Source organism: Streptomyces sp. WAC05374, assembly GCF_004353505.1.
Taxonomy (GTDB): domain Bacteria; phylum Actinomycetota; class Actinomycetes; order Streptomycetales; family Streptomycetaceae; genus Streptomyces.
Genome location: NZ_SMNQ01000003.1, coordinates 383,003 through 407,818, shown reverse-complemented (window position 1 = coordinate 407,818; position 24,816 = coordinate 383,003). Strand labels below are relative to the sequence as shown.

The 24,816-nt window shown below is 71.8% G+C and carries 25 protein-coding genes; 12 read left to right on the top strand and 13 right to left on the bottom strand.

Annotation, left to right across the window (positions count from 1 at the left end; translation table 11 throughout):
• Nucleotides 1-15 precede the first annotated feature (15 nt).
• The gene (thpR, locus tag E2B92_RS09480) at nucleotides 16-588 is read left to right on the top strand and encodes an RNA 2',3'-cyclic phosphodiesterase (protein ID WP_126887285.1); all 573 of its coding nucleotides are present in this window, start codon (nucleotides 16-18) and stop codon (nucleotides 586-588) included.
• Nucleotides 589-712: 124 nt separating this feature from the next.
• On the opposite strand, the gene E2B92_RS09475 is transcribed toward thpR, so the two are convergent.
• On the bottom strand, nucleotides 713-1,699 hold the full coding sequence (locus E2B92_RS09475; RefSeq protein WP_126887286.1) for an aldo/keto reductase: 987 nt from the start codon (nucleotides 1,697-1,699) through the stop codon (nucleotides 713-715).
• 148 nt (nucleotides 1,700-1,847) lie between these two features.
• On the bottom strand, nucleotides 1,848-2,354 hold the full coding sequence (locus E2B92_RS09470; RefSeq protein WP_126887287.1) for a MarR family winged helix-turn-helix transcriptional regulator: 507 nt from the start codon (nucleotides 2,352-2,354) through the stop codon (nucleotides 1,848-1,850).
• Here E2B92_RS09470 and E2B92_RS09465 point away from each other — a divergent pair.
• The 3 genes from E2B92_RS09465 (at nucleotide 2,344) to E2B92_RS09455 (ending at nucleotide 5,305) form a co-directional block, all read left to right on the top strand.
• Nucleotides 2,344-2,874, top strand: a complete 531-nt coding sequence (locus E2B92_RS09465; protein ID WP_200836921.1) for a carboxymuconolactone decarboxylase family protein — start codon at nucleotides 2,344-2,346, stop codon at nucleotides 2,872-2,874. The genes E2B92_RS09470 and E2B92_RS09465 overlap by 11 nt on opposite strands.
• A gap of 188 nt (nucleotides 2,875-3,062) precedes the next feature.
• Nucleotides 3,063-4,838, top strand: coding sequence for a serine/threonine-protein kinase (locus E2B92_RS09460; protein WP_160159742.1), 1,776 nt, complete (start codon nucleotides 3,063-3,065; stop codon nucleotides 4,836-4,838).
• 155 nt (nucleotides 4,839-4,993) lie between these two features.
• Nucleotides 4,994-5,305, top strand: coding sequence for a cupin domain-containing protein (locus E2B92_RS09455; protein WP_126887290.1), 312 nt, complete (start codon nucleotides 4,994-4,996; stop codon nucleotides 5,303-5,305).
• Here the strand turns inward: E2B92_RS09455 and E2B92_RS09450 are convergent.
• Nucleotides 5,302-5,784 carry a MarR family winged helix-turn-helix transcriptional regulator gene (locus tag E2B92_RS09450; RefSeq protein WP_126887291.1) on the bottom strand — a complete coding sequence of 161 codons (483 nt, stop codon included), beginning with the start codon at nucleotides 5,782-5,784 and terminating at the stop codon, nucleotides 5,302-5,304. The two genes, E2B92_RS09455 and E2B92_RS09450, sit on opposite strands and share 4 nt — an antisense overlap.
• Nucleotides 5,785-5,833: 49 nt before the next feature.
• Nucleotides 5,834-7,051: a glycosyltransferase gene (locus E2B92_RS09445; protein WP_126887292.1), complete on the bottom strand. Its 1,218-nt coding sequence runs from the start codon at nucleotides 7,049-7,051 to the stop codon at nucleotides 5,834-5,836.
• Between the two features lie 217 nt (nucleotides 7,052-7,268).
• Here E2B92_RS09445 and E2B92_RS09440 point away from each other — a divergent pair, with 217 nt between their 5' ends.
• A complete protein-coding gene (locus tag E2B92_RS09440) occupies nucleotides 7,269-8,429 on the top strand; it encodes an alpha/beta hydrolase family protein (RefSeq protein WP_126887293.1) in 1,161 nt (386 codons plus the stop codon).
• A 136-nt stretch (nucleotides 8,430-8,565) separates the two neighbouring features.
• Nucleotides 8,566-9,924, top strand: a complete 1,359-nt coding sequence (locus E2B92_RS09435; protein WP_126887294.1) for a serine hydrolase domain-containing protein — start codon at nucleotides 8,566-8,568, stop codon at nucleotides 9,922-9,924.
• Between the two features lie 22 nt (nucleotides 9,925-9,946).
• Here E2B92_RS09435 and E2B92_RS09430 read toward each other — a convergent pair whose 3' ends face one another.
• Both E2B92_RS09430 and E2B92_RS09425 read right to left on the bottom strand, forming a co-directional pair.
• Nucleotides 9,947-10,183 carry a DUF397 domain-containing protein gene (locus E2B92_RS09430; RefSeq protein ID WP_133087464.1) on the bottom strand — a complete coding sequence of 79 codons (237 nt, stop codon included), beginning with the start codon at nucleotides 10,181-10,183 and terminating at the stop codon, nucleotides 9,947-9,949.
• Nucleotides 10,180-10,998 carry a helix-turn-helix domain-containing protein gene (locus E2B92_RS09425; protein ID WP_235023744.1) on the bottom strand — a complete coding sequence of 273 codons (819 nt, stop codon included), beginning with the start codon at nucleotides 10,996-10,998 and terminating at the stop codon, nucleotides 10,180-10,182. Before E2B92_RS09425 ends, E2B92_RS09430 begins: the two co-directional genes overlap by 4 nt.
• 82 nt (nucleotides 10,999-11,080) lie before the next feature.
• Between E2B92_RS09425 and E2B92_RS09420 the strand changes: the two genes are divergently transcribed.
• Together E2B92_RS09420 and E2B92_RS09415 are read left to right on the top strand one after the other, a co-directional pair.
• A complete protein-coding gene (locus E2B92_RS09420) occupies nucleotides 11,081-11,491 on the top strand; it encodes a hypothetical protein (protein WP_126887394.1) in 411 nt (136 codons plus the stop codon).
• A 102-nt stretch (nucleotides 11,492-11,593) separates the two neighbouring features.
• A complete protein-coding gene (locus E2B92_RS09415) occupies nucleotides 11,594-12,496 on the top strand; it encodes a hypothetical protein (RefSeq protein ID WP_126887395.1) in 903 nt (300 codons plus the stop codon).
• 12 nt (nucleotides 12,497-12,508) lie between these two features.
• Here the strand turns inward: E2B92_RS09415 and E2B92_RS09410 are convergent, their stop codons facing one another.
• The 3 genes from E2B92_RS09410 to E2B92_RS09400 form a co-directional block, all read right to left on the bottom strand.
• Nucleotides 12,509-13,882, bottom strand: a complete 1,374-nt coding sequence (locus E2B92_RS09410) for a S41 family peptidase (RefSeq protein WP_126887396.1) — start codon at nucleotides 13,880-13,882, stop codon at nucleotides 12,509-12,511.
• A 197-nt stretch (nucleotides 13,883-14,079) separates the two neighbouring features.
• Complete coding sequence (locus E2B92_RS09405; RefSeq protein WP_185923666.1) at nucleotides 14,080-15,624, bottom strand: N,N-dimethylformamidase beta subunit family domain-containing protein; 1,545 nt, start codon at nucleotides 15,622-15,624, stop codon at nucleotides 14,080-14,082.
• Nucleotides 15,625-15,789: 165 nt separating this feature from the next.
• Nucleotides 15,790-16,476, bottom strand: coding sequence for a GDSL-type esterase/lipase family protein (locus E2B92_RS09400; protein WP_126887397.1), 687 nt, complete (start codon nucleotides 16,474-16,476; stop codon nucleotides 15,790-15,792).
• A 59-nt stretch (nucleotides 16,477-16,535) separates the two neighbouring features.
• Here E2B92_RS09400 and E2B92_RS09395 point away from each other — a divergent pair, with 59 nt between their 5' ends.
• Nucleotides 16,536-17,537: a WD40 repeat domain-containing protein gene (locus E2B92_RS09395; RefSeq protein WP_126887411.1), complete on the top strand. Its 1,002-nt coding sequence runs from the start codon at nucleotides 16,536-16,538 to the stop codon at nucleotides 17,535-17,537.
• Between the two features lie 57 nt (nucleotides 17,538-17,594).
• Here E2B92_RS09395 and E2B92_RS09390 read toward each other — a convergent pair whose 3' ends face one another.
• Nucleotides 17,595-19,100, bottom strand: a complete 1,506-nt coding sequence (locus tag E2B92_RS09390) for an MFS transporter (RefSeq protein ID WP_126887398.1) — start codon at nucleotides 19,098-19,100, stop codon at nucleotides 17,595-17,597.
• 139 nt (nucleotides 19,101-19,239) lie between these two features.
• Between E2B92_RS09390 and E2B92_RS09385 the strand changes: the two genes are divergently transcribed.
• On the top strand, nucleotides 19,240-19,962 hold the full coding sequence (locus tag E2B92_RS09385) for a TetR/AcrR family transcriptional regulator C-terminal domain-containing protein (protein ID WP_126887399.1): 723 nt from the start codon (nucleotides 19,240-19,242) through the stop codon (nucleotides 19,960-19,962).
• On the opposite strand, the gene E2B92_RS09380 is transcribed toward E2B92_RS09385, so the two are convergent.
• The gene (locus E2B92_RS09380; RefSeq protein WP_126887400.1) at nucleotides 19,959-20,792 is read right to left on the bottom strand and encodes a TetR/AcrR family transcriptional regulator; all 834 of its coding nucleotides are present in this window, start codon (nucleotides 20,790-20,792) and stop codon (nucleotides 19,959-19,961) included. The genes E2B92_RS09385 and E2B92_RS09380 overlap by 4 nt on opposite strands.
• 117 nt (nucleotides 20,793-20,909) lie before the next feature.
• On the opposite strand from E2B92_RS09380, the gene E2B92_RS09375 reads away from it, so the two are divergent.
• On the top strand, nucleotides 20,910-21,857 hold the full coding sequence (locus E2B92_RS09375) for an ATP-binding cassette domain-containing protein (protein WP_126887401.1): 948 nt from the start codon (nucleotides 20,910-20,912) through the stop codon (nucleotides 21,855-21,857).
• Entirely contained in the window at nucleotides 21,854-22,684 is an 831-nt protein-coding gene (locus E2B92_RS09370; RefSeq protein ID WP_126887402.1) for an ABC transporter permease, read from the top strand. The genes E2B92_RS09375 and E2B92_RS09370 overlap by 4 nt, the downstream gene beginning before the upstream one ends.
• A gap of 76 nt (nucleotides 22,685-22,760) precedes the next feature.
• Here the strand turns inward: E2B92_RS09370 and E2B92_RS09365 are convergent, their stop codons facing one another.
• A complete protein-coding gene (locus E2B92_RS09365; RefSeq protein ID WP_126887403.1) occupies nucleotides 22,761-23,423 on the bottom strand; it encodes a DUF4360 domain-containing protein in 663 nt (220 codons plus the stop codon).
• 201 nt (nucleotides 23,424-23,624) lie between these two features.
• Nucleotides 23,625-24,743, bottom strand: coding sequence for a phosphoserine transaminase (gene serC / locus E2B92_RS09360; protein WP_126887404.1), 1,119 nt, complete (start codon nucleotides 24,741-24,743; stop codon nucleotides 23,625-23,627).
• Nucleotides 24,744-24,816: the final 73 nt, after the last annotated feature.

The following is a 24,816-nucleotide window of genomic DNA, read 5'->3' as shown; positions in this document are numbered from 1 at the left end:
TGCCAGACTCGCGTCATGAGGCTTTTCGCTGCCGTGCTGCCCGCCCGGGCGGCCGTCGATGAACTCGCCGCCGAGGTCGACCTGTTGCGCTCCCTTCCGGGCGCCGGCGCCCTGCGCTGGACCGGACGTGAGGGCTGGCACTTCACGCTGGCGTTCATGGGGGAGGTGGACGACGAGCTGGTGCCGGAGCTGCGCACCCGGCTCGCCCGGGCCGCCCACCGCACCGAGCCGTTCCCGCTGCGGCTCCACGGGGGCGGGCGGTTCGGCCGGCGCGTGCTGTGGACGGGGGCGGCCGGCGGGCTGGACGAGATGCGGCTGCTGGCCGAACGCGCGGACGCGGCCGCCCGGCGCTCCGGCGTCCCGATGGAGGAGCACCGCCGCTACCAGGCCCACCTGACGATCGCCCGCGGCCGCACGGACGCCGCCGACCTGCGGCCGTTCGTCGAGCGGCTCCAGGAGTTCGAGGGCACCCGCTGGGAGGTGGCCGAGCTGGCCCTCGTCCGCAGCAACCTGCCCGGGGGCGGTGAGGCGGGCCGGGGGCCGCGCTACGAGACGGTCGGGTCCTGGCCGCTGGGGAGGGCCAGCTAGTCTCGAAGGGTGGACCCGAAGACCCGTAACCGGATCATGGCCGGTGTGCTCGTGCTGATGTTCGTGATCATCGCCGTGGCGGCCGCGCTCGGCTGACCGAGCCGCGGCCGCCCGACGGCGCCCGTCACCAGGCGAAGGCCTCCGGCGACGGCCCCGGGCCCGGGAAGATCGCGTCCAGCTCCGTCAGGACCTCGTCCGACAGCTCCAGCTCGACGGCCCGCAGCGCGGAGTCGAGCTGCTCGGCGGTGCGCGGACCGACGATCGGCCCCGTCACCCCCGGCCGGGACAGCAGCCAGGCCAGGGCCACCTCGCCCGGCTTGAGCCCGTGCTTGTCCAGGAGGTCCTCGTACGCCTGGACCTGGAGGCGTACGTCGGTGTTGGCCAGCGCGTCGGCCGACCGGCCGCTGGTGCGGCGCGCCCCTTCGGTCTCCTTCCTGATCACTCCGCCGAGCAGTCCGCCGTGCAGCGGCGACCAGGGGATGATCCCGACGCCGTAGTCCTGGGCGGCCGGGATGACCTCCATCTCGGCGCGGCGCTCGGCCAGGTTGTACAGGCACTGCTCACTGACGAGCCCGAGCATGCCCCGCCGGGCGGCCAGCTCGTTGGCCTGGGCGATCTTGTAGCCGGGGAAGTTGGACGACCCCGCGTACAGGATCTTGCCCTGCTGGATCAGGACGTCGATGGCCTGCCAGATCTCCTCGAAGGGAGTGCGGCGGTCGATGTGGTGGAACTGGTACAGATCGATGTAGTCGGTGTTGAGGCGCTTGAGACTGGCCTCGACGGCCCGCCGGATGTTCACGGCCGACAGCCGGTCGTGGTTGGGCCAGACGCGCCCGTCGGCCTCCATGTTCCCGTACACCTTGGTGGCGAGCACGACCTTGTCCCGGTCGCCGCCACGGGCGAACCAGGAGCCGATGATCTCCTCCGTACGGCCCTTGTTCTCGCCCCAGCCGTACACATTGGCGGTGTCGAAGAAGTTGATGCCCGCCTCGATGGCGGCGTTCATGATCGCGTGACTGCCGGCCTCGTCGGTCTGGGGCCCGAAGTTCATCGTGCCGAGGACGAGTCGGCTGACCTTGAGTCCGGTGCGTCCGAGCTGCGTGTACTTCATGGTCGTACAGCCAACGCCTTGGAGCGCGCTCGAAGCAAGGGGGCCGAGGGGCGTCCGCTGCCGCGTGATCGCGTGCAGCCGCGCAGGACAACGATACGCACGGCGGCCAGGGTCATGACGACGGCGAGAACTGCCACACGGGTGGGCGTCACGCCCCGCCCAGCCACCCGGCCGCGTCGAGCCGGAAGGCGTCCGCCGGGACGACCGTCCGCAGGGCGGCCTCCAGGTCACGGACGCGATCCGCCCCCAGGGTGTGCGCCCAGTCCGCGCGCAGCTCGTCGAAGATCGCCGCCGAGCGGGCGAGGGCGTCCAGGCCGTGCGGGGTGAGGCGGACCAGCTTGCGGCGGGCGTCGGCGGGGTCGTCGGCGCGCTCGGCGTACCCGAGGGCGACGAGCCGGTCGACGGTCTTGCCGGCCGCCTGCTTGGACACGCCCAGCCGCCGCCCCACCTCGCTGGCGGTAGCGCCGCCGGGCCCGATGGCCTGCATGGCGAACCCGTGCGCGGGGCGCACGTCGGGGTGTCCCTGGCGGGCGAGTTCGGCGTGGAGGCGGTCGATGAGGGTGCGGAAACCCGCGAAGAGCAGCAGGGGCAGCTCATAACCCTTGCCAGAATCGACAACCTGGTTTACCTTCTTTTCGTCAACCATGTTGTCCATCTTAGGAGCGGCCTTGTTCGTCGACCACACCCTGGAGTCCGCCCCGGTCGCCTCCCGCCCCGTGATGGAGGCCGTCGCCCACCGCATGGGCGGCCACCTGCCGCCCGCCGTCGCCCGCATGGCGGCCTCACCGGAGCTGCTGGAGGGGTTCATGACCCTCACCGCCATGTTCGACCGCACCACCCTGGAACCGGTCGCCCGCGAAACGGTCATCATGGCCGTCGCCACCCGCAACGGCTGCCAGGTCTGCGTCGACCTGCACACCCGCAAGCTCCGTGCCCTGGGCGCCGGTACCGCCGTGATCGCCGCCCTCCGCGACGGCACCCCGCTGCCCGACGAACGCCTCGAAGCGGTACGGCGGTTCGTCGACGCCGTGTACGCCACGACGGGCGAGGTGTCCGACGAGGACCTGGCCGCCTTCCTGTCCCACGGCTACACCGAACGCAACGCCCTGGAGGTGGTCATGGGCATCGGTACGTACACGATGTCGACGTTCGCCAACCGGCTCACGCGCGCGTAGCCGCCTCCACGGCGTCGGCGACACGCACGCATCCCCTGCACGCGGACAGGCGTGCGACCTCCGCACCTGCGGAAACGGTGGCCGGAGGGCACTACGTGTCCGCCTCTGTGCGTTCCGTTCCGGGAATGGCCACGGCGCCTCCATACTGCACCCGGGTGATGACGGACTCGCGGGCGGGGAGGCTGTGCATGCATCAACCGGGGGAGACGATCGACGGGCGCTACGAGCTGATACGTGGCCTCGGACGCGGCGGCATGGGTGAGGTCTGGTCGGCGGCGGACCTCAAGCTCGGCCGGTCGGTCGCCATCAAGCTCCTCTTCATGCCCCAGGAGGCCGACCACGCCAGCCGTGCGGTGAAGCGGCTGGGCGCGGAGGCACGCGCGCTCGCCCTCGTGGGCCACGAGCACGCCGTCACCGTGTACGACTGGGGCGGCGCGGGCGGCGACTTCTACATCACGATGGAGCTGCTGGACGGGCATACGCTCCAGGCGCTGTTGGACAGGGCGCGGCGGGAGCGGGCGGACGGGAAGCCGCTCGACGCGGCCCTCCCCGAGCTCGACAAGGTCGTCGAGTGGGCGGACCGGATCTGCGAGGTACTGGAGACCGCGCACGCGAGCGGCATCGTGCACCGCGACATCAAACCGTCCAACGTGATGGTGACGCAGCGCGGTGCCGTCCGGGTGCTGGACTTCGGCATCGCGAAGCTGCTGGAGGAGAGCGGCCAGACGCGGCCGGGGACGGTCCTCGGCACCCCGGCGTACATGGCCCCCGAACAGGAACGGGGATCGGCCGGCCGGCGGTCCGACCTCTACTCGCTCGGATGCCTGCTGTACGCGCTGGTGACCGGTTGGCCCCCGGCACGCGGGGAGGGCGTGGTGGCACCCGCGCCCGGGAGCCTGCGCCCCGGACTGCCCGCCGGGCTCGACCGTTTGATCCTTCGCCTGCTGAAGGAGGACCCCGCCGCACGGCCGCAGACCGCGGGTGAGGTGAGGCGGCTCCTGGGGACGGCGCTGATGCGGCAACCGGACGCACCGGCGCCGGTGTTACCCGGGCCTCCCGTGCTCGAGCCGGTGATCTGGTACGACCGCGAGCCCGAACCGACGGACCCGTACGACCCCGAGGGCGAACCGGTGGCCGACAAGGAGTCGGAATGGTGGGACGCGCTCTACCCGCCGGAGCCGGACCCGGAGCCGGAGCCGAAGCCCCGCCCTGCCGCGCCACGGCCGCAGCCCGCGGCGCCCACGCGCCTGTACTCGGCGGCCGACGGCCTCGTCCCCGTCCCGCGGGCCCGTCCGGCCCGGCCGATGGCCCCGAAGCCGGGGGCGCGGGTGCGGGAGCGGGCGCGTGAACGGGAAAGGGAGGCCCGACGGCAGCAGGCCCGGGTCAAGAGGCGGGAAATCGCCGAGACGATCGGCACCGTGCTCCTCACCTGGGCAGGCACCACGGGTCTGGTGTTCACCACGACGGACCTGTCCTTCGTTCTCTCCGCCCTGTGCGGGGTGAGCGCCGCGGGGCTCGCGTATGGAGCCGAACTCGTCGTCCGCCGCTTCCAGATCTATCCCCGCAGGTTCCGCACCGGTCGCTTCCGCACGGCCGGCGTGGAGGACGGCGTCGTGGTCGCGTCGTTGGCCGTGTTCCTCATCGTCCTCGGCGGCTGCATCTGGCTCATGGCCTCCCAGACCGACCAACCGTGGTGGGCCGACGCACTGTCCGGCGCCGGTGAGGCAGTGGGCATGGCCATCGGCGCCGGCAGTGCGTCCGCGTTCCTCCTGGACGACGGGTGGAAGAACGTGGGGCAGGTCCTCATCAACGGCATCCTGCTCGGCGCGATCGCCTTCGGGCTCTTCTTCGCGGCGCTGGACATGGCCTGGTGGACGGCCATGATCAGCGCCTTGGCCGTCTGGGCGGCCGGCTCCTTCCTGAGCGCGATCCTCGACCTGATCGCCGAGGACATAGGGGCCTGAGGAATGCTCGAGACCGCGGCGGAGAGGTTTTACCCAACGGTCGACCAGCGGCGCGCCGCCGTGTCGTAGCGTCGCAGCATCCCTTGATCACGAGCACGGACGTCTCCGGCGGCTCCTTCAGCCGTCGGCCGAGGCGACCCGTCAGGAGGCATGCCATGAACCTCGTCGACATACGGAACACGGCCACGGAACTGCCGGACGCCTGGAGTTCGCTGCTGCTGGCGCAGGTCGGCCGCACCGGGGTGAAGGTGCTGCGGATGGACGGACATCCCCTGGCGCCGGAATCCCATGACACGGCCGAAGCGCTGCTGGTGATCGACGGGACACTGCGGCTGGTGGCCGACGGGACCGAGGTCGACGTGCGCGCGGGGGAGATGTACGTCGTCGAGGCGGGCGTGGAGCATGCCGTCCGCCCCGGCAGTCGGGGCACGCTCGTCATCGTCGAGCACATCGCGACCGCGTCCTAGGACACCTCCTTGAGCGCCGCCACGTTGGCGGCCATCCGGCGCAGCACCTTCAGCGCGGCGACGTACTCGTCGTCGCCGATGCCGTCGTGGATCTCCGCGCGGATGCGGGTCACCAGCTCCTTGATGCGGGCCTTGGCCGCGCGGCCCTCCTCGGTGAGGTGCAGGTGCCGGTCGTCGTCCTGACGCAGCCAGCCCCGGTGGAGCAGGTGGTCGACGGCGCGGGAGGCGTCGTGCGGGGTGTCCGCGACGTCCGCCAGCCCGGCGGCGATGACCTCGCGGGTGACGTCGCCGCCGGCGTCGACCCGGTTGAGCGTCCACCACTGCGGCTGGGTGACGTCCACGCGGGCCATGGCGTCGCGGATGTGGGTGATGACCGCCCGGTGCACGACACCGCTCCAGTAGCCGATGGGCTGGGAGGCGAGGTCCTCGTCGGCGGCGGCGGGGTCGGCGGGGGCGGGGGAGGTCGTTGTCGTCGTCATGCGGACGACCGTAGGACCTCAACCGTGCTTGAGGTCAACGCCTTTGGGATCAGCCGACGGCGTCGAGCAGCAGTCTCGCGGCCACCATCGCCCCGTCGGTGCGGACCGTGCCCGCCACGGCCTTCGCCCGGGCGCCGGTTCCGGGGTCCAGGGCCGTCCTGAGCGCGGCCGACAGGGACTCGACCGTCGGAACCGGACCGTCGTGGGCCGCGCCGATGCCCAGCTCGGCCACCCGGCCGGCCCAGTACGGCTGGTCCGCCAACTGGGGCACCACCACCTGGGGAGCACCGGCCCCGGCGGCCGTCGTCGTCGTACCCGCGCCACCGTGGTGCACGACGGCAGCCACCCGTCCGAACAACTGCTGGTGGTTGGCCTCGCCGACGGCGAAGCAGTCGTCCCTGTCGTCGATCGGGCCCATGTCCGCCCAGCCCCGCCCGACGAGCACCCGGCGGCCCTGCGCGCGAACCGCCTCGATGGCCACCCGGGCCGCATCCTCCCCGCCGCGCACCGCCATGCTGCCGAAGCCCACGTACACGGGCGGTGCGTCGGCGTCCAGGAAGGCCACCAGCTCCGCCGGGAGCGGTCGCTCGTCGGGCAGTACCCATGCGCCGGTCTGCACGACGTCGAGGTCGGGCGTCTCCAGCCACGGGTCCAGCGCCGGGTCCGTCGCCAGCCACGGCCGGTCGCCGAAGGCGTAGTCGCGGACGTTGTCCACCGGGGGCAGGCCGATCGATGCCCGGCTGGAGTTGAGCGCCTCACCGAACAGCGCGTCGATGCTCTGGGCGTCCTGGTCCCACAATGCCCGGTTGTCGGTCACCTCCGGCGGGAACGGCCGCCCCGGGTACGCCAGCGGCGGACGGTGCGGCGAGGGCAGGGTGAGCTGCTGGAAGACCGCGGACACGTAGCCGATGCCCAGCTTCTCGGCCACCGACCGCGCCCCGGCGATGGCCGGCATCGCGCCCGTCGCCACCAGCACGTCGCACCCCTCGGCCGCCGCGGGCATCACCTGGAACTGGCTGGTTATCAAGTCGGCCGCACGCTGCGGCAGATTGCCCTTGGACGGCGGCGGCGCCCCGGTCGTCAGCGCGCGCGCCGACTGTCCGACGCCCACCATCGACACGCCGACCCCAGCCAGCCGTGCCGCGAAGTCCTCGTCCGGCGGCGCGCACACCCGCACCTCCGCGCCGAGTTCCCGCAACCGCACCGCGAGCCCCACCAGGGGTTCGACATCCCCGCGCGACCCATACGTCGACAACAACACACGCACGTCGTGAATCTCCTGTTCCGTGGCCCTTCGGCCAGGCCGGCATCCCGAGGTGCGGCCCGCGTCCTGGCTTGATCCAACCACCTCGGAGATCATTGAGTAAGGAGTTCCCGGGGGAGTGATCGGTCCACGGTCGGAGACCGCCGTACCTCTGGGGTGCCACGCGGTTCAGGCCGTGGGTGGACGCCGAGCCGTGATCCCGCTGCCTAGCCTCGGCGGCATGCATCGTCTTCCTCGCGGCACCGCCGCCGCCTTACTCGGCCTGTCCCTCGCTCTGCTCGGCACGGGCGTCGCCCACGCGGCCCCCGCCGCCCCGGTGGCACCCGCCTCCGAGACCGCCCGCGTACGCCTCGAACTGCCCGCGCCCACCGGGGCGTACGCCGTGGGACGCGACACCCTGCACCTCGTCGACACCAGCCGCCCCGACCCCTGGGTGCCCGAAGCCGGGCCACGGGAGCTGATGGTGTCGATGTACTACCCGGCCCGGCCCGGGGGCGGCCGCACGGCCCCCTACATGACCAGGGCGGAGGCCCAGGCCTTCATCGACGACCGTGAACTGACCGACAAGGTGCCCGCCCAGACCCTCAGCGGCACCCGCACCAACGCCCGCCCCGGCGCCGCGCCCGTGCGCGGGAAGCATCCGCTCGTGGTGCTGTCGCCCGGCTTCACCGTCAACCGTTCCACCTTGACCCTGCTCGCCGAGGAACTGGCGAGCCAGGGGTACGTCGTCGCCGCGGTCGACCACGCCTACGAAACGGTCGGCACCGCCTTCCCCGGCGGCCGGCTCCTCACCTGCGTCGCCTGCGAGAAGATCCAGCCGGGCGGGTACGGCGTGGTGCCCCAGGGCCGGGCCAAGGACGTGTCCTTCCTCCTCGACCGGCTCCTCGCCGACCACCGCCCCGCCTGGCGGCACGCCCGCATGATCGACGAGACCCGGATCGGCATGGCGGGCCACTCCATCGGCGGCGCCTCGGCCATGTCCACCATGGTGCGCGACCGGCGGGTCCTGGCCGGGGCCAACATGGACGGCTCCTTCATGGAACCGGTACCCGCCGAGGGCCTGGGCGGACGCCCCTTCATGATGCTCGGCACCGGCGACGACGACCGCTCCTGGGTACGCGACTGGCCCCTCCTGGACGGCTGGAAGCGCTGGCTCAACGTCAAGGGATCGGACCACTTCACCTTCACCGACACCCCGGTCCTCGCCGACCAACTGGGCCTGCTGCCCCCGGAGGAGGAGCTGTCGGGCAAGCGGTCGCAGGAGATCACCCGCGCCTACATGACCGCCTTCTTCGACCTGCACCTCAAGGGCGTGGACCGGAAACTGCTGGACGGCCCCTCCCCCCAGCACCCGGAGGTGGTCTTCCACGCGACGGGCTGACACCGGCCGGCCTGACAAATGTCATACGTTCCTGTGACATCAATCGCCCCCAGGCATGAGGCAGTTGACGAGCCGGGTCGATGAGGATGGTCGACGGCGCACACACCGGTGCGCCGTCGACCGTGCAGGAAGGCCCATGGACCCCACCACTCGCCGTGCTCCCTCCCCGCTCCGCCACACCCTCCACCGCGCCGCGCTCGCCTCCAGCGCCGCCCTGCTCGCCCTGGCCGCCGGTACGCTCCCGGCCCACGCCGCACCCACGGCACCCACGGGCACCACGGCGGTCACCGCGTCCAGCGGGCACCACGGCCAGCGTCTCGACCGCAAGGCCCTGCACGCGTCGCTCGAAGCGATCCAGCAGGCCGGCATGTACGGCACCTTCTCCGCCGTACGGGACGGCTCGTCCACGTGGCGGGGCGCCGCCGGGACCGCCGACCTCGCCACCAAGCGCCCGGTACGGGCCGACTACGAGCACCGCGTCGGCTCCATCACCAAGACCTTCACCGCCGTCGCCGTCCTCCAACAGGTCGCCAAGGGCCGCATCGACCTCGACGCGCCCATCGCCCGCTACCTGCCCGAGCTGATACCGGGCGAGCGCGGACAGGCCATCACCGTCCGCATGCTCCTCAACCACACCAGTGGCCTCGGCGACCACATACTGGGCGCCTTCCCCGGCCTCCTGGAGGACCCGGGCAAGGCTCTCGACGCCCGCCAGTTTCACCGCTTCGACCCCGAGGAACTCGTACGCCTCGGACTCGCCGCCCCGGCACCGGCACCGCGCGGCAAGCACGCGTACTCCAACACCAACTACGTGATCGCCGGGCTGCTGCTGCGCAAGGTCACGGGCCAGGAGCCCGAGCAGTACATCGCCCGCAACGTCATCCGCAAGGCCGGGCTGCGCCACACCTACTTTCCGCGCACGCCCTACATGACCGGCCCGCACGCCAAGATGTACGAGTCGATGTACGGGCTGATCGAGCCCGCCCGCGACTACAGCGTCTACGACATGTCCTGGTGCGGCCCGGCCGGGTCCCTGGTGTCGACCACCGAGGACCTCAACTCCTTCTACCGGCAGCTCCTCAGCGGCAAGCTGCTCGGCCCCGCCGAACTGAGCGCCATGAAGACCACGGTGCCCGCGCACGATCCGCAGCCCGGCCAGGAGGTGACGTTCCGGTATGGGCTCGGCCTCTACACGCTGAAGATGCCCGACGGCCGCTGGTACTGGGGCCACGACGGAGGCGTCTTCGGCGCCGGAACCTGGGCGCTGTCCACCGAGGACGGCCGCCGTCAGGTCGTGCTTGCCTGGAACCTCATGAAGTACCAGCGCTTCGACGACCAGGGCCAGATGAAGCCCCACCCCATCGACGCGGCGATGCTCCGGCACATGACGCTCGCCCTCGGCGGCACCCCGACCGACGCGCGGCCCGCTGCCCGGACGGCCGGGACCGTGGCGGCGCCGCTCGCTACGGCGGCGGCCGACACGCTGCGGCGCTAGCGCCCTGAGGGGATCTCCGGTCCTACCGGAGGTCCCCCAGGAACACCGCCCAGGCGGCGGGGGAGAGGGCCAGGGCGGGGCGGGTGATGTCCTTGGAGTCCCGGACGTGGATGGTGCGGGGGTGGAGGGCGACCTCGACGCACTCGCCCTGTTGGCTGCCGCTGTAGGACGACTTGGTCCAGGCGAAGGCGACCTCGACGCAGTTGCCCTGCTGGTCACTGCTGTAACTGCTCTTGAACCAATCGAGGCCGGTACTCATAGCTCTCGTGCCACCTCTTCGATGTACTTCGCGGAATCGTCCGGGCTGAGGGCCTGTGCTCGCAGAATGCCATAACGGGCGAACACGTCTCCCAACTCCGGCTGCTCACTGAGAAAGTAGCGACCACTCTGCCCCTCGACGTAGACGAGTTGCCCGCGACGCTTGGCCGTCTCGATCAGGGTGAACGATCCGCTCAGCCCGGCATGGGTCTGTCGGTCTTCCGGCATGACCTGCACCTCCACGTTGAGCAAGCGGGAGACGTCCAGAATGTGCAGCAGATTCGCCTTGAGTACGGCTGGCCCGCCGATCGGCCGGTTCAGGGCGACCTTTTCCAAGACGAAGCTGACGAGTGGCGTGGGCTTCCTGTTGAAGAGCTTCTGGCGGGCGAGTCGAGCCGTGATTGATGCCTCAAGCTCTTCCTCGTCCCATGGCGGGCAGGCGCAGGCATATACGGCTCGGACGTAGCCCTCCGTCTGCAACAGGCCAGGAATCAGGTGGTTCTCGTACATGTGGATGCCCGCCGCCTTCGCCTCCTCCACGAGGTAGTCCTCGAACCACGCCGCCACACCGCTCGCCCTCACCTCCTCCGCGACCTCCACCAGTGCACCCTGTGCACCCAGCAGAGAATCAGCGACCTCCACGAAGTTGCCCCTCGGCCTGCGCTCGCCGCGCTCGATCATGGCCACTTGGGACTTGGAGTATCCGGTCTCCCGGCCCAGGGCCTCCTGGGACACCCTGGCCCTCTCGCGGTGGAACCGCAGCAGCCTGCCGAACGCCTTGGCGGCGCCCGGAGTGCCGTTGTTTCCGATGTTCACGCCCGTCCTCCCCAGGTGCACAACGCGGCACAAACAGCTTGTGGCGCTGGTCACAGTAGAGCCGGGCCGCAAAGCTGGCCGCATGAATCCGCGCTTTTCACTTGACAGGGTTCCGTCCTGGATTCCCGCGTCCGGCCATGCCCTCCGGCACGCCGGTATCCACTTCGACGCGGTACGCGTCAGAGGGGTGCTCGGTGAGGAAGTGGCCTACCGGCTCATGGAGTTCACGGACTTCCAGGCCGGTCCGATCGTCCGGGAGCTGGCCGGGGAGCAGAACCTGTACTTCCTGGTGCCACCCCGGACGGCGGCGGGGTTCGCGTGGCCGGCGGGGGCGCGGGCGCTGAGCCGGGACGCGCGCAGTGCCGCGTTCGTGGGCATCCCGGCGCTCGACGGGCTGACGTGGCCGCTGGACTGGAGGTCGCGGCCCACGGACGAAGTCCCGTTCGTGGAACCGGACTTGTTGCACGAAATGGTCGAACATGCGGTACGGTGACCGCGTCATCACGCTCCGTGTGCACACATGGAGCGGTCCCCGGCGGTGCGCCAACACCGTCCGAGGACCTTCACCACCAGTGGAGCTAGAGGTCCACCAGAAATGCTTCGGCATGCTATCGCGCCCACTCGGCGCTTCACCAAGGTCTCGCACGATCTCGTACGGCACCGTCGCCTCGGCAGCGACGCGAAACTGCTGGTCATCTACGTGCAGGGGCTTCCCGAATCCGAGGCCGCCAAGCCGCTCGGCGAGCACGCCGACGCGCTGGGCATGAAGCCCCGGGCGTTTCAGCGGGCAAAGGAAGAGCTGCTCGCGAACGGGTTCTTCCACCACTGGCGGTGGCAGAGCGGCCGGGGTCTGTGGATCACCGACCAGTTGCTGTCCAACGTCACCCTCACGGGCGAGGAGGCGAGCCGTGTGCGTGACGGGGTGGCACCCGAGCCGCCCGCCCCGCCTGCCTCGCCCCCGCCTCCGCCGCCTCCGAGTGCCCCGAAACCGACGGTCGGTGATCCGGGGCCCCCGGTGGTCGTCGGCTCTCCTCCGGAAGAAGAAGACCGGGAGAAGAACACTCCCCACCCCCCACCCGAAGTGGTGCGGGCCGAGCGTGTGTTGCTGTCGCTGCGGCACACGAACCGGGACCTGTGGCTGGGAGTGCGGGAGGCCCGGGGCCTGGCCGACGCGGCGGCGGAGTGGCTGAGGCGCGGCTTCTCGACGGCGGACCTGCACCACGCGCTGACGACCGGTCTGCCACCGGGCGGTGTGCGCTCGGTGGTGGGCTTCCTCCGCCACCGGCTCGTCGAGAAGCTCCCCGTACCGCTGGAGCCCCGCCCCGCCGCACGGCCCCTCGTCGTCTGTGAGGGCCCGGGCGACGATCACGTCTTCCGCCCGGTCGGCGACGAGACCCACTGCGGCCCCTGCCGCCAGGCAGCCGCCGCCTCCCCACCCCCGACCCCGCGCACCGGTTCCTGGCGGACACTCGCCGAGCAGGTGTCGGTGTCGGCATAGCCGTCGCCGTCGTCAGTTCGCGGCGCCGTCGTTCCGCAGGACGTGCAGAGCCCTGTCGAAGGCCGAGTCCTTCTTCTTGTCGAACTCCTCCTTCGTGAAGACCGGCTCGGTGAGGTGCGGTGGAATGCCGGTGCCGTCGAAGGTCCTGCCCGACCGGGTCAGGAACTCCTCGTTCGGCAGCCAGGCCGACATGCCGTTGGGGAGCTTGCGCTGCATGACGTCCGAGAAGACGCCCTGTGTGGGCTGCCCGATCCGGACCGTCCTGCCGGGCCGGTCCATGAGGGCCTGGGCGAAGGTCTCCCCCGCGCTGACGGTCGAGCCGCCGGTCAGCACGGCGACCGGCCCGGTGTACCGCGGGCTCTGGGCGGGCGTGACGTGCACGGGCTGGGGGCGGGTGTGCCGGGTGGGGTCGGCGGGGTCGTTGCGGGCCCGCTTGGAGTAGGCGACGTAGGGGATGTCGGTGAGGCGCTCGGCGATGTGGATTCCCAGGGCGTCGGAGCCGCCGCCATTGATCCGGAGGTCGACGATCAGACCCTTCAGGCGCTGGACGCGCTCCTGGCTGAGGACCGTGCCCAGTGCCCTGTCGAGCTCGGCGAGCTGGGCGGCGTAGGGGGCGCCCTGGCCCGCGTATCCGCCGAAGCCGGAGATCCGCAGATAGCCCTGCCCGCCGGGCAGGTCGGCGTATGTGATCCGCCCGTTGGCGAAGTCGCTGAGGTTCCGGGCGCCCTTGAGGTCACGCTCCAGGACGAACTCCTTGACCTTGGTGTCCAGCTCCTCGGTGGGCGGAACGGTGCCGGGGCGAACCTGCGCGAAGACGCGGTCACCGTCCTGAACGGCGACATGGGAGTCGTGCAGCGGCCGCACCATCTCGCTGAAGAGGGCGAAGAGCTCGTCCTTGGTCGTCTTCGTGTGGACCCTGGGCCGGTATTGGTCGCGTACGGCGTGCCAGTCGACGCCCTTGGCGGAGAAGAAGGGGTAGTTCTCCTCGAAGGACTGCCAGAAGACGTCAAAGACGGCGAGCGGCCCCGTGGGGGCCGGACGCGTGCAGGCGTCGGGCAGCTCCTTCATCCGGCGCAGGTTCCGATCGCCGACGGAGCCGTCCGCCCGTATGGACCCGAGGTCGCCGCCTCCTCGGGTGCGCACGGTGAGGACAGTGCCGTCAGGCGTGGTGTAGGTGCCGGGACCGGTTCGCCGCGCGGAGTCGCCCTTGAGGCAGCTCACGGCGGTGGTCTGGTACTCCTGCAACGTTCCGTTCCGGATGGACAGCACGGTGCCGTAGCCGTCCATGCGCCACGTTCCATCGGTGCTCGGCTGCTGGGCGGTGGCTGCCGGCGCGGCTCCAGCGGCGAGGGTCAGTGCGACGGCGGTGGCCGTGACAATGCGCACGATCTGGCCTTCTCTGTAGGCGACTTGCTCGGGACAGTCCCACGGTCGCCGATAGGGCGTCGTCCCGGCCATCCGGCTGCCCGGTTGATCAGAGGTGGGGCCAGCCCCCCGGGCCACCGGCAGTCGTCCGAACGGCCGAGCCCCGCCACCCCGGGGGAGAGCGGCGGGCCGGCTGCCGCCGGCCTGAGCCGCCGCCGTCAGGTGCGGGGCGTGAGCATGCGGTCCAGGAGGTTCTTCGTCGCCCGCTGGACGCGGGGTTCCGCGTGGGCGGGGTCGCCCAGGGCGAGGCTCCAGTGGAAGGTGCCGGCGACGAAGACCAGGGTGCCGTCGGCGTGTTCGGTCAGGCTCGTGTTCTGGACGCGGCGGCCCCTGCCGCCTCCCTTGCCCCAGGTGTCGCCGTAGGGGGACTCCGACAGCAGGGTGCGGGAGGCGCCCCGGGGGCTGGGCATCTTCGGGTTGTGGCCGTCCGCCTCGACGCCGACCAGCCCGGCGATCTCCTCGCCGTCGCGCAGGCCGGTGCCCGACCAGAACCAGTGGGCCGGTTCGCGGACGACCAGGGGCGCGGGCTCGGCGAGGATGCCGTTGTACTGGACGCCCAGCAGGCCCTGTTCGGCCCGGCCGTGCTTCTCGCCGTGTTCGCCGGGGAGGTCGCGCCAGCGGGTGGTGGGGCCGTTCTCGTCGGCGTGCGGGTCGTGGTCCTGCTTGTGGCAGACGACCGCGCGGCAGGGGGTGCCGTGGGCGTCGTCGGCCAGGCGGACGTGGAAGTAGATGTTGTTGGCGGCGAGGAAGGCGACGTGGGTGCCCTGGTCCACGGCGCTCTCCACGACGTCCCGCATGGGCTTGGACCAGTACTCGTCGTGGCCGGGGAAGACCATGGCCGTGTACTGGGCCGGGTCGACGCGGCCCTCGTGCAGGTCGGTGCTGGTGGCGTAGGTGGCGTCGTACCCGTGCCGCTCCACCCAGCGGATGAACGCGAGGTCCAGCTCGGCCCAGCGGGGCAGGCCGTGGTCGGAGTAGGGGCGGTCGAAGGAGACGCGGAAGGCGCGGTGCTTGTTGTCGCCGACGACGCCGGGGCGGGCGTACCCCTTGTAGAGGTTCTTCCCGGTGCGGCCGTCCAGCGGCCACTGGTTGTACGCCTGGTAGGTGGCGAACGGCAGGACGACCAGCAGGTCGGAGGGGCGGGCGGGCTCGCGGACCACGAAGGGGGTGAGGCTGCGGTGGCCGTCCTCGGCGGTGAACACGGCGACGTAGGCGCCGGAGGTCCAGTCGTCCGGCACGGTCAGGGTCCAGGAGACCGGCCAGTCGCAGACGATGGCGCCGTTGTCCGGGTCGGGCTTCGGGGTGGGGCGCGGGGCGCCGGGCAGCTCAGGGCTGGTGACCATGGAGCGGCCGCCGGTGCCGCCGTAGTGGCCGATCCGGTGGACGGTGACGGTGAAGGGCTGGGCCTTGCGCAGGGAGACGTGGAAGGCGATCGTCTCGCCCCGGCCGACGGAGGTGGCGGAGGCGTAGCCCTGGATCTGGCCGAGCCGGTCCTTGGCGGTGTGCCTGCCGTCCGGGGGGACGTGCCAGCCGCCGGAGCCGGTCAGGGAGTTCTCGGCGGTGACGGGGTTGTTGCCGCTGGCGGCCTTCTTGCGGACGGGCGGCGTGGTGTCCGCGCACCCGGTGAGGCCGGCGACGCCCGCGGCTCCGAGGCCGAGCACCCCCAGGGCGGTGCGGCGGGACATGGGGGATGTCGGCGACATCGGGGCAGGACCTCCGGGGGCGGGGGCGGCGCTTGCTTACGCCGCTCGCTCGGAGGTGGGGGGCTGCCTGAGACGTCGAAGCCGTGCGAACGCACATTCGTGTGGGGGAAGGACGAATGAACGTTAAATGTGAGTTTTCTGTGAATCAAGCGGGTGTGGTGAAGATCATGGGGCCGGTGTGTAGGGGCCGCCGAGGCCCCAGGCCTGGTGCAGCGCCGTCGCGAAGGCCGCCGCCAGCTTGTGCTCGCCCGACGGGCCGGGGTGGGTGCCGTCGTAGGTGTCGGTACGGAGGTCGTACGCCTTCGGCGGTGACGCCAGCAGCAGCGGTGAGCCCGGCTCGTCGAGGTCGGCGACGGTCTTGGCGAGCAGCTCGTTGAAGCGGGCGCACTCGGCGGCGAACGGCGGCTCCTCCTCGGCCCGGACGTTGGGGATGACCGGGAGGACGACCGTCCGGACGCGGGGGTTGGCGGCGCGGGCGGCGCGGATGAAGGCACGGACGTTCTCGGACGTCTGGTCGCTGTTGGTGTAGAAGCCGAGGTCGATCAGGCCCAGGGCGACCAGCAGGACGTCCGCCCGGGCCGCGGTGACCGCCTCGCCGATCACCGGCGCCATGTGCAGCCAGCCCTCGCCCCAGCCGGCCAGGTGCCGGCGTGCGTCGGCGGGGAAGGCGGGGTCGGCGTACGCGTGCGAGACGGCGGCGCCGGCGGTCGCCTCGTACAGCTCCGTGCGCGGGCCGACGATCGCGTACGCCCCGCCGAGGGTCGCCTCGAGGTGCTGCCACATGCGGTAGCGCCAGGTGTGGTCGCCGGCGCTTCCGATGGTTTGGCTGTCGCCGACGAACATGAAACGCATGCGGGCCATCATCTCCGACCCCGTCCCGGAAGTGCGATGTGAGCATGGACACTGGGATCATGCGTTCGTTGCGTACGACCCTGGGGGCGGCCCTCGCCGTGGTGGCGCTCTCCGCCGGCCCGGCCGTGGCCGAGGACGGCGACTTCACCATGAAGGACCCGCGGATCACCGAGTCCAGCGGCCTGGCCGCCAGCCGTGCGCACCCGGGCGTCTACTGGACGCACAACGACCAGGACGGACCACGGGTGTTCGCCGTGGACTCCAGGACGGGGAAGACCGTCGCCACCGTCACCCTGCGGGGCGTGGGCACGCCCCGGGACATGGAGGCCGTCTCGGTCGGGGCGGACGGCGCGGTGTACGTCGGCGACATCGGGGACAACCTCGACGGCTCCTGGGACCACGTCTGGATCTACCGCTTCCCGGAGCCGGAGCGGCTGGGCGACCAGACCGTGGAGGCCACCCAGTACACGGTGCGGTACGCCGACGGAGCCCGCAACGCCGAGGCGTTGATGGTCCACCCCGTGACCGGGCGGGTCTACATCGCGTCCAAGAACGAGGACGGCGGCGGCCTGTACGAGGGTCCCGCGCAACTGTCGGCCGGCGGCCCGAACGTCTTCCGGCGGATCGGCGAGGTGCCGTGGGTCACCGACGGGGCGTTCTCGCCGGACGGGAGGGAGCTTGTGCTGCGCGGCTACTTCAGCGCGCGGGCGTACGCCTGGAAGGACGGTCGGCTCGGGGCCGAGAAGCGGCTGAGCGCGCCGCTCCAGCGGCAGTCGGAGTCGGTGACGTACACCGTGGACGGCTCGGCGCTGATGTTCGGCTCGGAGGGCGTGAACAGCACGGTGGTGCGGGTGCCGGTGGAGCGGGAGGCCGGGGAGCCGTCGGGGACGCCCGCGCCCGGTGGTTCGCCCGGGAGCGGTGCGCCGGGGACCGGTTCGCCCGGGACGGGCACGGGCGCGGGCGACGGCGGCGACGGCAACGCCACGCTCGGCGCGCTGGTCCTGGCGGGGATCGCCGTCGCCGCCCTGGTGTGGCGGCGCCTGCGGCGGCCCCGGGGCTGAGCGCGGCGGAAGGCCGGTGCCCCGTGGTGGGGTACCGGCCTTCGCCAGGGGCGAGCCTCAGGCGGCGAGCTCGGGCTCCTTCACCTCGCCCGTCGCCGGTGCGGCGGCGGGCTTGGTGTCGCGCATCACCAGGGTGGCCAGGAGGGCGGCGGCCAGGACGCCGATCGCGCTGATGGTGAAGGTGGTCGACATCGAGGTGGTGAAGGCCTCCCGGGCGGCCCGCACCAGCCCGGCGTCGCCCTGGGCCGCGGCCAGCGCGCCACCGATGGAGTGCTTCGCGGCCTCGGGTGCGTCGGCGGGCATCTGCCGGGCGAACCCGTTGGCGAGGAGCGAGCCGAGGATCGCGATGCCGAGCGCGGTACCGGCCTGCTGGATGGTGTCGTTCAGGGCGGAGCCGACGCCCGCCTTCTCCTCGGGGATGGTGCTCATCAGGGCGCCCACGGCGGCCGGCATCGCGAGGCCCGCGCCGAGGCCGAGGAGTCCGAGGGCGGTGGCCGGGACGGCGAAGCCGGTGTCGGCGGAGACGGTGGCCAGCAGGCCGAAGGAGGCGGCCATCAGGACCATGCCGGCGGCGATCAGCGGGCGGTTGCCGGTCCTGGCGGCGAGCCCGCCGCCCAGGCCGTTGCCGATGAGGGCGGCGACGGCGAGCGGCACGAAGGCGAGACCCGCCTCGATCGCCGAGTAGCCGAGCACGAACTGGAGGTATTGGGTGAGCACCAGCAGCAGGCCGCCGTTGCCGACCTGAACCAGGGTCAGGGACAGGGAACCGCCGCTGAAGTTGCGGTGCTTGAACAGGACCAGCGGGACCATCGGGGAGGGGGTGACGTTCTCCCAGACGACGAACCCGACGAGCGAGACGACGGCGACGATCAGCGTGATCACCGAGCGGCCCTCGAAGGCGCCGTGCTGCGGAATCTCGATGATCCACCAGATCAGGGCGGTCATGCCGGCCGCGGACAGCACCGCGCCGAGCGGGTCGGGCTTCTGCCAGGGGCCCTTGGACTCGGGCATGAGGGTGAGGGCGGCGACGATCGCGAGGGCGACGACCGGGACGTTGATCAGGAAGATCGCCTGCCAGGTGAAGTGGTCGATCAGGACGCCGCCGAGCACCGGGCTGCCGACCAGGCCGAGCATCGTCACCGAGCCCCAGGCCGCCATCGCCTTGCCGCGCTCGTCCTCGTCGAAGACGGTGATGAGGATCGACAGCGTCGACGGCATGATCAGCGCACCGCCGACACCCATCGCGACGCGCACGGCGATGACGTCACCCGGGCCGGCGCAGAAGGTGGCGGCCAGTGACGCCGCCCCGAAGAGCAGGAGGCCGATCAGCATCACCTTCCGGCGGCCGAAGCGGTCGCCGAGGCTTCCGGAGGTGAGCAGCAGACCGGCGAAGACCAGGATGTACGAGTCCAGGATCCACTGGGTGTCCTGGGCGCTCGCCCCGAGGTCCTCGGTCAGCGCGGGGACGGCGACGGTCAGCGCCATGCTGTCCACCACCAGCACCAGCGAGCTGAGGCACAGCACGACGAGGATCCACCAGCGGCGTGGATTGCGGGTTTCCATGGGTTTCCTTTCGGCTGCGCACACTGTTCGCTCCGTTGCGAACACTGTACGCATGACGGAACAGTGTGCGCAAGCGGCATGCGCTGTACGCTGGATGCGAACGATGTACGCCCCCTCTGCCGCCCTCCCGAGGAGAGCCATGGCCGCCAAGGAGAACCCGATTCCGTCCGTGTGGGCGCGGCAGCGCCGTGAGCCGGACCAGCCCGCGCTGAGCAGGGCCGCGATCGTGCGGGAGGCGATCGTGATGCTGGACGCCGACGGGATCGAGGCGCTCAGCATGCGCAAGCTCGGCGCCCGGCTGAACGCCGGCGCCACGTCCCTCTACCGGCACGTCGCCACCAAGGACGAGCTGATGGAACTGGCGGTGGACGAGGCCTTCTCCGAGATCGTCGTCCCGGACGCGGGGGGCGCCGACTGGCGGACCGCCGTCACCGGGGCCGCCGAGTCGTTCCGCGCGACGGCTCTGCGCCACCCCTGGCTTGCCTCGGTGCTGGGCCAGGCGGGCCTCGCCTACCTCGGGCCCAACCTCATGGCCTACTCGGAGCGGATCGCCGCCCTGTTCGTGGCCGCCGGGTTCCCCGAGCCGGAGCGGGCGATCGAGACCGTCCTGTCGTACGTCATCGGCGTGAGCACCACGGAGGCCGCCTGGCTCACCACGGTCGGCCGGTCCGGCGAGACCGAGGCCGACTTCATCGCCCGCCTGATGCCCGCCGCCGCACAGGCCGCGGCGGAGTACGACCACCTCGCCGGGCCGTACACCGCCGCGCAGGGCATCGACCCCGTGGAGATCCGCGACAGCAAGTTCCGCTACGGCCTGGACGTCGTCCTCGACGGCCTGGCGCTGCGGCTGCCGGGCGCCTAGTTCCCGCGCCGGGCGGCGTCCTCGTCCCCGCGCCGGGCGGCGTCCTCGTCCCCGCGCCGGGCGGCCCCGGCCACCATCGCCTCGAAGCCGTCCATCAGGGCCCGCAGGCCGAAGGCGAAGTGGTCGACGTCGGCCGAGAAGGCGTCCGGGGAGAGCGCCGCCAGCATGGGGTACGCGCCGGTGTGCATGGCGCGGTCCAGGAAGGGCTCCTGCCGTTTCCAGAACTCCTCGTCGCTGACGCCGGTCTCCTTGGCCGCCCAGGCCGTCTCGGCCTCCATGCGCACGATGCCCGTGACGAAGCTCTGCACGGCGATGATCACCGAAATGGTCTCCGGGTCCGTCAGGCCCATGCCCTTCAGCCCCAGCAGGGCGAGTTCGAGGCCCTTCAGGGCGCTCGGGCCGAGGACGGTACGGGCCTGGTTCACCTTGAGCAGCCAGGGGTGGCGGCGGTAGAGGGCGAGTTCGGCGCGGGCCAGGGCGTCGACGGCGGCGCGCCAGTCGCACGGCTCGGCCGGCCGGCCGTCGAGCATCAGGCCCCGTACCCGGTCGAGCATCAGGTCGAGCAGCTCGGCCTTGCCGGGGACGTACCGGTACAGCGACATCGTGCCGACGCCCAGGTCCGCGGAGAGCCGCCGCATCGAGACGGCGTCCAGGCCCTCAGCGTCGGCGACCTCGACGGCGGCGGTGACGATCCGGTCCAGACTCAGGCCGCGCTTGGGCCCCCGGCTGCCGGCCTCGCCGGTGCCCCAGAGCAGTTCCAGGCTGCGGTTGAGGTCGCCGCTGCCGCTCGTCGCCGTCGGTCCGGCGGGTCCCCTGTCGCTGCTGCTCATGGCGTCAGCGTAAATCACTGGCCAAAAACTGAGTACGCTGTACGCTCACTTGGGTACGGTGTACTCAGTTTCCGGGTGCCCGGCGTCGGGTGCGCGGTGTCGTGATGGGGAGGGCGCATGGAGGACTGGGCGGTACGGGCCGAGGGCCTGGAGAAGCGGTACGGGGAGAAGCGCGCGCTGGACGGGTTCGACCTCGCGGTGCGCCCGGGCACCGTCCACGGGCTGCTCGGGCCCAACGGGGCGGGCAAGACCACCGCCGTCCGCGTGCTGGCCACGCTGCGGCGCTTCGACGGCGGCCGCGCCGAGGTCGCCGGGGTGGACGTGGCGCGCGACCCCCGCCGCGTCCGCGCCCTGATCGGGCTCACCGGCCAGTACGCGGCCGTGGACGAGATCCTGACCGGCCGGCAGAACCTGGAGATGTTCGGCCGGCTCTTCCACCTCGGCGGCCGGCGGGCCCGCTCCCGCGCCGCCGAGCTGCTGGAGCGGTTCGGCCTGAGCGAGGCGGCCGACACCGGCGTCGAGGGCTACAGCGGCGGCATGCGGCGCCGCCTGGACCTGGCCGCCTCCATGATCCTCGCGCCCCGCGTGCTGTTCCTGGACGAGCCGACGACCGGGCTGGACCCGCGCGGCCGGGGCGAGGTCTGGGACGCGGTGCGGGCCCTGGTCGCGGCCGGCACCACCGTCCTGCTGACCACCCAGTACCTGGAGGAGGCCGACAAGCTGGCCGCCCGCGTCACCGTCATCGACCGGGGCCGGGCCATCGCCGACGACACCCCCGAGGCGCTGAAGAACCGCGTCGGCGGCGACCGGATCGAGGTGGTGGCCGCCGACGCGGCCGACCTGCCGCGCGTCGCCAAGACCGTCGCCCGCGTCTGCCTGGGCGAGCCGCACCTCGACGACACCGGGCGGCGGGTCCACGCGCCCGTCGCCGACCGGGTCACGGCGCTGACCGAGGTGGCCCGGACCCTCCAGGACGAGGGCGTACCGGTCGAGGACATCGGGCTGCGCAGGCCGAGCCTCGACGACGTGTTCCTGCGCCTGACCGGACAGGGGGTCGCGGCATGAGTGCCACCGTGGAACCGATCGCCGGGCGCGGACGGGCCTATTGGGCCCTCGCCGACTGCTGGAACGTCGTCCGCCGCACGCTGACGCACTACCGGCGCAAGCCCGTCTACATCGCCTGGCAGCTCGGCTTCCCCATCCTGTCGGTCCTGCTGTACGGGTACGTCTTCGGCGGCGCGATGAAGCCGCCGGGCGGCGGCGGGGCGGCGGACTACCGGGACTTCCTGATGCCGGGCATGTTCGTGATGACGATGGCCTTCGGGTTCATCAACACCGCCACGGCCGTGGTCACCGACGCCAACAAGGGCGTCATCGACCGGTTCCGCTCCATGCCCATGGCCCCCTCCGCGGTGGTCACCGGGCGCGGAGTCACCGACACGGTCGTCGCCTGCGCCGAGCTGACCATCCTGGCGACGACGGCGTTCGTGATGGGCTGGCGCTCGGACGGCGGCCTCCTCGCCACCGCGGCGGCCTTCGCCCTGCTGCTCCTGCTGCGCTACTGCCTGACGTGGGTGGGGATCTGGCTCGGGCTGCTGGTGCCCAACCCGGAGGCGGCGGGCGGGCTGTTCGCGGTGGCGTTCCCGCTGACCATGATCTCCAGCGTGTTCGTCCAGCCGGACACGATGCCGGGCTGGCTCGGCACCATCGCCGCCTGGAACCCGATCTCCTCCACCGCGGCGGCGACCCGGGAGCTCTTCGGCAACCCCGGCGCGGGCGGCGGCAACTGGGTGGAGCAGCACGCGGTGCTGATGGCGGTGGTGTGGCCGCTGGTGGTCACGGCGGTGTTCCTGCCGCTCGCGGTACGGCGCTTCCAGCGGCTGAGCCGGTAGCCGGTAGCCGGCAGCCGGTGGGGCGGGGGGTGGGCCCGCGGAGGGGGCGCGGGCCCACCCGGTCACCGGGAAGGGCTCACTTCGGCGGGCATTCCTTCCAGGCCAGCCGGTAGACGGTCCTGATGTCGCCGTCCGTGGAGTCCATGGCGATGAAGCTGTTGGTCTTCGTCGGGTCCGAGGTGCCCGCGGAGACCCGCAGCTCGGTGTTGATGTTGAAGTTCCGCTTCACCCCGCACGGCGCCCACACGAGCTGGCCCCAGTCGGTCTGGTCGGTCGCCTGCCAGTTGTTGTCGTACGGGCCCTTGTACGGGTGGCTCTTCTGCGCCGTGTCGGGCGAGCCCTGGAAGTAGTAGGACGCCTTCTGCACGGCGGTGGCGCCGGGCTCCAGCTTGGCGTAGCCGCGGTAGTCGGCACTGGCCACGGCGTAGGTGAAGCCGCCCGGGACGTGGACGATCAGGTTGAGCTGGCAGTTCTTGCGGAAGTCGGTCGGCTTGGAGCCCACACCCACCTGGGCGAGGTAGTCGCTGTACGTCACCGTGAAGGCGGTGTTGTCCGGGGCCACGGCGACGGCGGCCGTGCCCTGGGGGCAGCCCGAGCCGTTGACGGTCGCGATCTCGATGACGATCTTGTCGGGCGGGGCGACGATGCCCGCCGACGCGGGGGTCGGCGCGAGCACGGTGGACGCGAGGGCCGCCGCGACGGTCGTGCCGGCGAGCAGCGTGCGGGGTCTTGTGGACATGGAACTCCGATCGGTGGCCGGTGGGAGTGGGGGGTCCAACCGTGAATGTCGTGTACATGTCAACCACTCCGACGGGTGCGCCCCGGAGTGCTTCGGATGCTAGGGACTGGTGGTGCGGCTGGGTAGGGCGGTAATCGGCCGCATACGAAAGGGCCCCGACCGCCATGGGTCGGGGCCCTGTCCGTGTGTGCGTACCGCCGGCTACAGCTTCTCGATCACGTGGTCGACGCAGGCCGTCAGCGCCTCGACGTCCGCCGGGTCGATCGCCGGGAACATCGCGATCCGGAGCTGGTTGCGGCCCAGCTTGCGGTACGGCTCGGTGTCGACGATGCCGTTGGCGCGCAGCACCTTGGCGACCGCCGCGGCGTCGACCTCGTCCGAGAAGTCGATCGTGCCGATGACCTGCGACCGCTTCGCGGGGTCGGTCACGAACGGCGACGCGTACTTGGAGTCCTCCGCCCAGCCGTACAGCGTGCGCGCCGAGGTCGCGGTGCGGCGCACCGACCAGTCCAGGCCGCCCTGGCCGTTGATCCACTTGAGCTGCTCGTTGAGCAGGAAGAGGGTCGCCAGCGCCGGGGTGTTGTACGTCTGGTTCTTCAGCGAGTTGTCGATCGCGGTCGGCAGCGAGAAGAACTCGGGGACGTGGCGGCCCGAGGCGTGGACGCGCCGGGCGCGCTCGAGCGCGGCGGGCGAGAACACCGCGATCCACAGGCCGCCGTCGGCGGCGAACGACTTCTGCGGGGCGAAGTAGTAGACGTCCGACTCGGCGATGTCGACCGGCAGGCCGCCCGCGCCGGAGGTCGCGTCCACCAGGACCAGCGCGCCCTCGTCGGCGCCCTCGACGCGCCGGACGGGCGCGGCGACACCGGTGGAGGTCTCGTTGTGCGTGAGCGCGTACACGTCCACGCCCGCCTCGGCGTGCGGCTCGGGGTGCGTGCCCGGGTCGGAGGAGACGACGGTCGGCTCCGCCAGCCACGGCGCCAGCTTGGCGGCCTTGGCGAACTTGGAGGAGAACTCGCCGAAGGACAGGTGCTGCGACTTGTTCTCGATCAGCCCGTGGGTCGCGATGTCCCAGAAGGCGGTCGATCCGCCGTTGCCGAGGATCACCTCATAGCCCTCGGGCAGGGAGAACAGGTCGCGTACGCCCGCGCGGACCTCGCCGACCAGGTTCTTGACCGGGGCCTGGCGGTGGGACGTACCGAGGAGGGAGGTGCCGGTGGCGGCCAGGGCGTCCAGCGCCTCCGTACGCACCTTGGAGGGGCCCGCGCCGAAACGGCCGTCGGCGGGCTTGATGTCAGCGGGAATCCGGATCTCAGCCACGCATCGGAGCCTAGCCGTTCGGGGACACGGCCGAGGGCCGTGTCCGTCGGATGAGACGAGAAAATGAGACGTC

Excerpts from the sequence above, each read along its gene's own strand:
- thpR (WP_126887285.1), top strand. The coding sequence starts at position 16 with ATGAGGCTTTTCGCTGCCGTGCTGCCCGCCCGGGCGGCCGTCGATGAA.
- E2B92_RS09475 (WP_126887286.1), bottom strand. The coding sequence starts at position 1,699 with ATGAAGTACACGCAGCTCGGACGCACCGGACTCAAGGTCAGCCGACTC.
- E2B92_RS09465 (WP_200836921.1), top strand. The coding sequence starts at position 2,344 with ATGTTGTCCATCTTAGGAGCGGCCTTGTTCGTCGACCACACCCTGGAG.
- E2B92_RS09470 (WP_126887287.1), bottom strand. The coding sequence starts at position 2,354 with ATGGACAACATGGTTGACGAAAAGAAGGTAAACCAGGTTGTCGATTCT.
- E2B92_RS09460 (WP_160159742.1), top strand. The coding sequence starts at position 3,063 with ATGCATCAACCGGGGGAGACGATCGACGGGCGCTACGAGCTGATACGT.
- E2B92_RS09455 (WP_126887290.1), top strand. The coding sequence starts at position 4,994 with ATGAACCTCGTCGACATACGGAACACGGCCACGGAACTGCCGGACGCC.
- E2B92_RS09450 (WP_126887291.1), bottom strand. The coding sequence starts at position 5,784 with ATGACGACGACAACGACCTCCCCCGCCCCCGCCGACCCCGCCGCCGCC.
- E2B92_RS09440 (WP_126887293.1), top strand. The coding sequence starts at position 7,269 with ATGCATCGTCTTCCTCGCGGCACCGCCGCCGCCTTACTCGGCCTGTCC.
- E2B92_RS09435 (WP_126887294.1), top strand. The coding sequence starts at position 8,566 with ATGGACCCCACCACTCGCCGTGCTCCCTCCCCGCTCCGCCACACCCTC.
- E2B92_RS09430 (WP_133087464.1), bottom strand. The coding sequence starts at position 10,183 with ATGAGTACCGGCCTCGATTGGTTCAAGAGCAGTTACAGCAGTGACCAG.
- E2B92_RS09420 (WP_126887394.1), top strand. The coding sequence starts at position 11,081 with ATGAATCCGCGCTTTTCACTTGACAGGGTTCCGTCCTGGATTCCCGCG.
- E2B92_RS09415 (WP_126887395.1), top strand. The coding sequence starts at position 11,594 with ATGCTTCGGCATGCTATCGCGCCCACTCGGCGCTTCACCAAGGTCTCG.
- E2B92_RS09405 (WP_185923666.1), bottom strand. The coding sequence starts at position 15,624 with ATGTCGCCGACATCCCCCATGTCCCGCCGCACCGCCCTGGGGGTGCTC.
- E2B92_RS09400 (WP_126887397.1), bottom strand. The coding sequence starts at position 16,476 with ATGCGTTTCATGTTCGTCGGCGACAGCCAAACCATCGGAAGCGCCGGC.
- E2B92_RS09395 (WP_126887411.1), top strand. The coding sequence starts at position 16,536 with ATGCGTTCGTTGCGTACGACCCTGGGGGCGGCCCTCGCCGTGGTGGCG.
- E2B92_RS09390 (WP_126887398.1), bottom strand. The coding sequence starts at position 19,100 with ATGGAAACCCGCAATCCACGCCGCTGGTGGATCCTCGTCGTGCTGTGC.
- E2B92_RS09385 (WP_126887399.1), top strand. The coding sequence starts at position 19,240 with ATGGCCGCCAAGGAGAACCCGATTCCGTCCGTGTGGGCGCGGCAGCGC.
- E2B92_RS09380 (WP_126887400.1), bottom strand. The coding sequence starts at position 20,792 with ATGAGCAGCAGCGACAGGGGACCCGCCGGACCGACGGCGACGAGCGGC.
- E2B92_RS09375 (WP_126887401.1), top strand. The coding sequence starts at position 20,910 with ATGGAGGACTGGGCGGTACGGGCCGAGGGCCTGGAGAAGCGGTACGGG.
- E2B92_RS09370 (WP_126887402.1), top strand. The coding sequence starts at position 21,854 with ATGAGTGCCACCGTGGAACCGATCGCCGGGCGCGGACGGGCCTATTGG.
- E2B92_RS09365 (WP_126887403.1), bottom strand. The coding sequence starts at position 23,423 with ATGTCCACAAGACCCCGCACGCTGCTCGCCGGCACGACCGTCGCGGCG.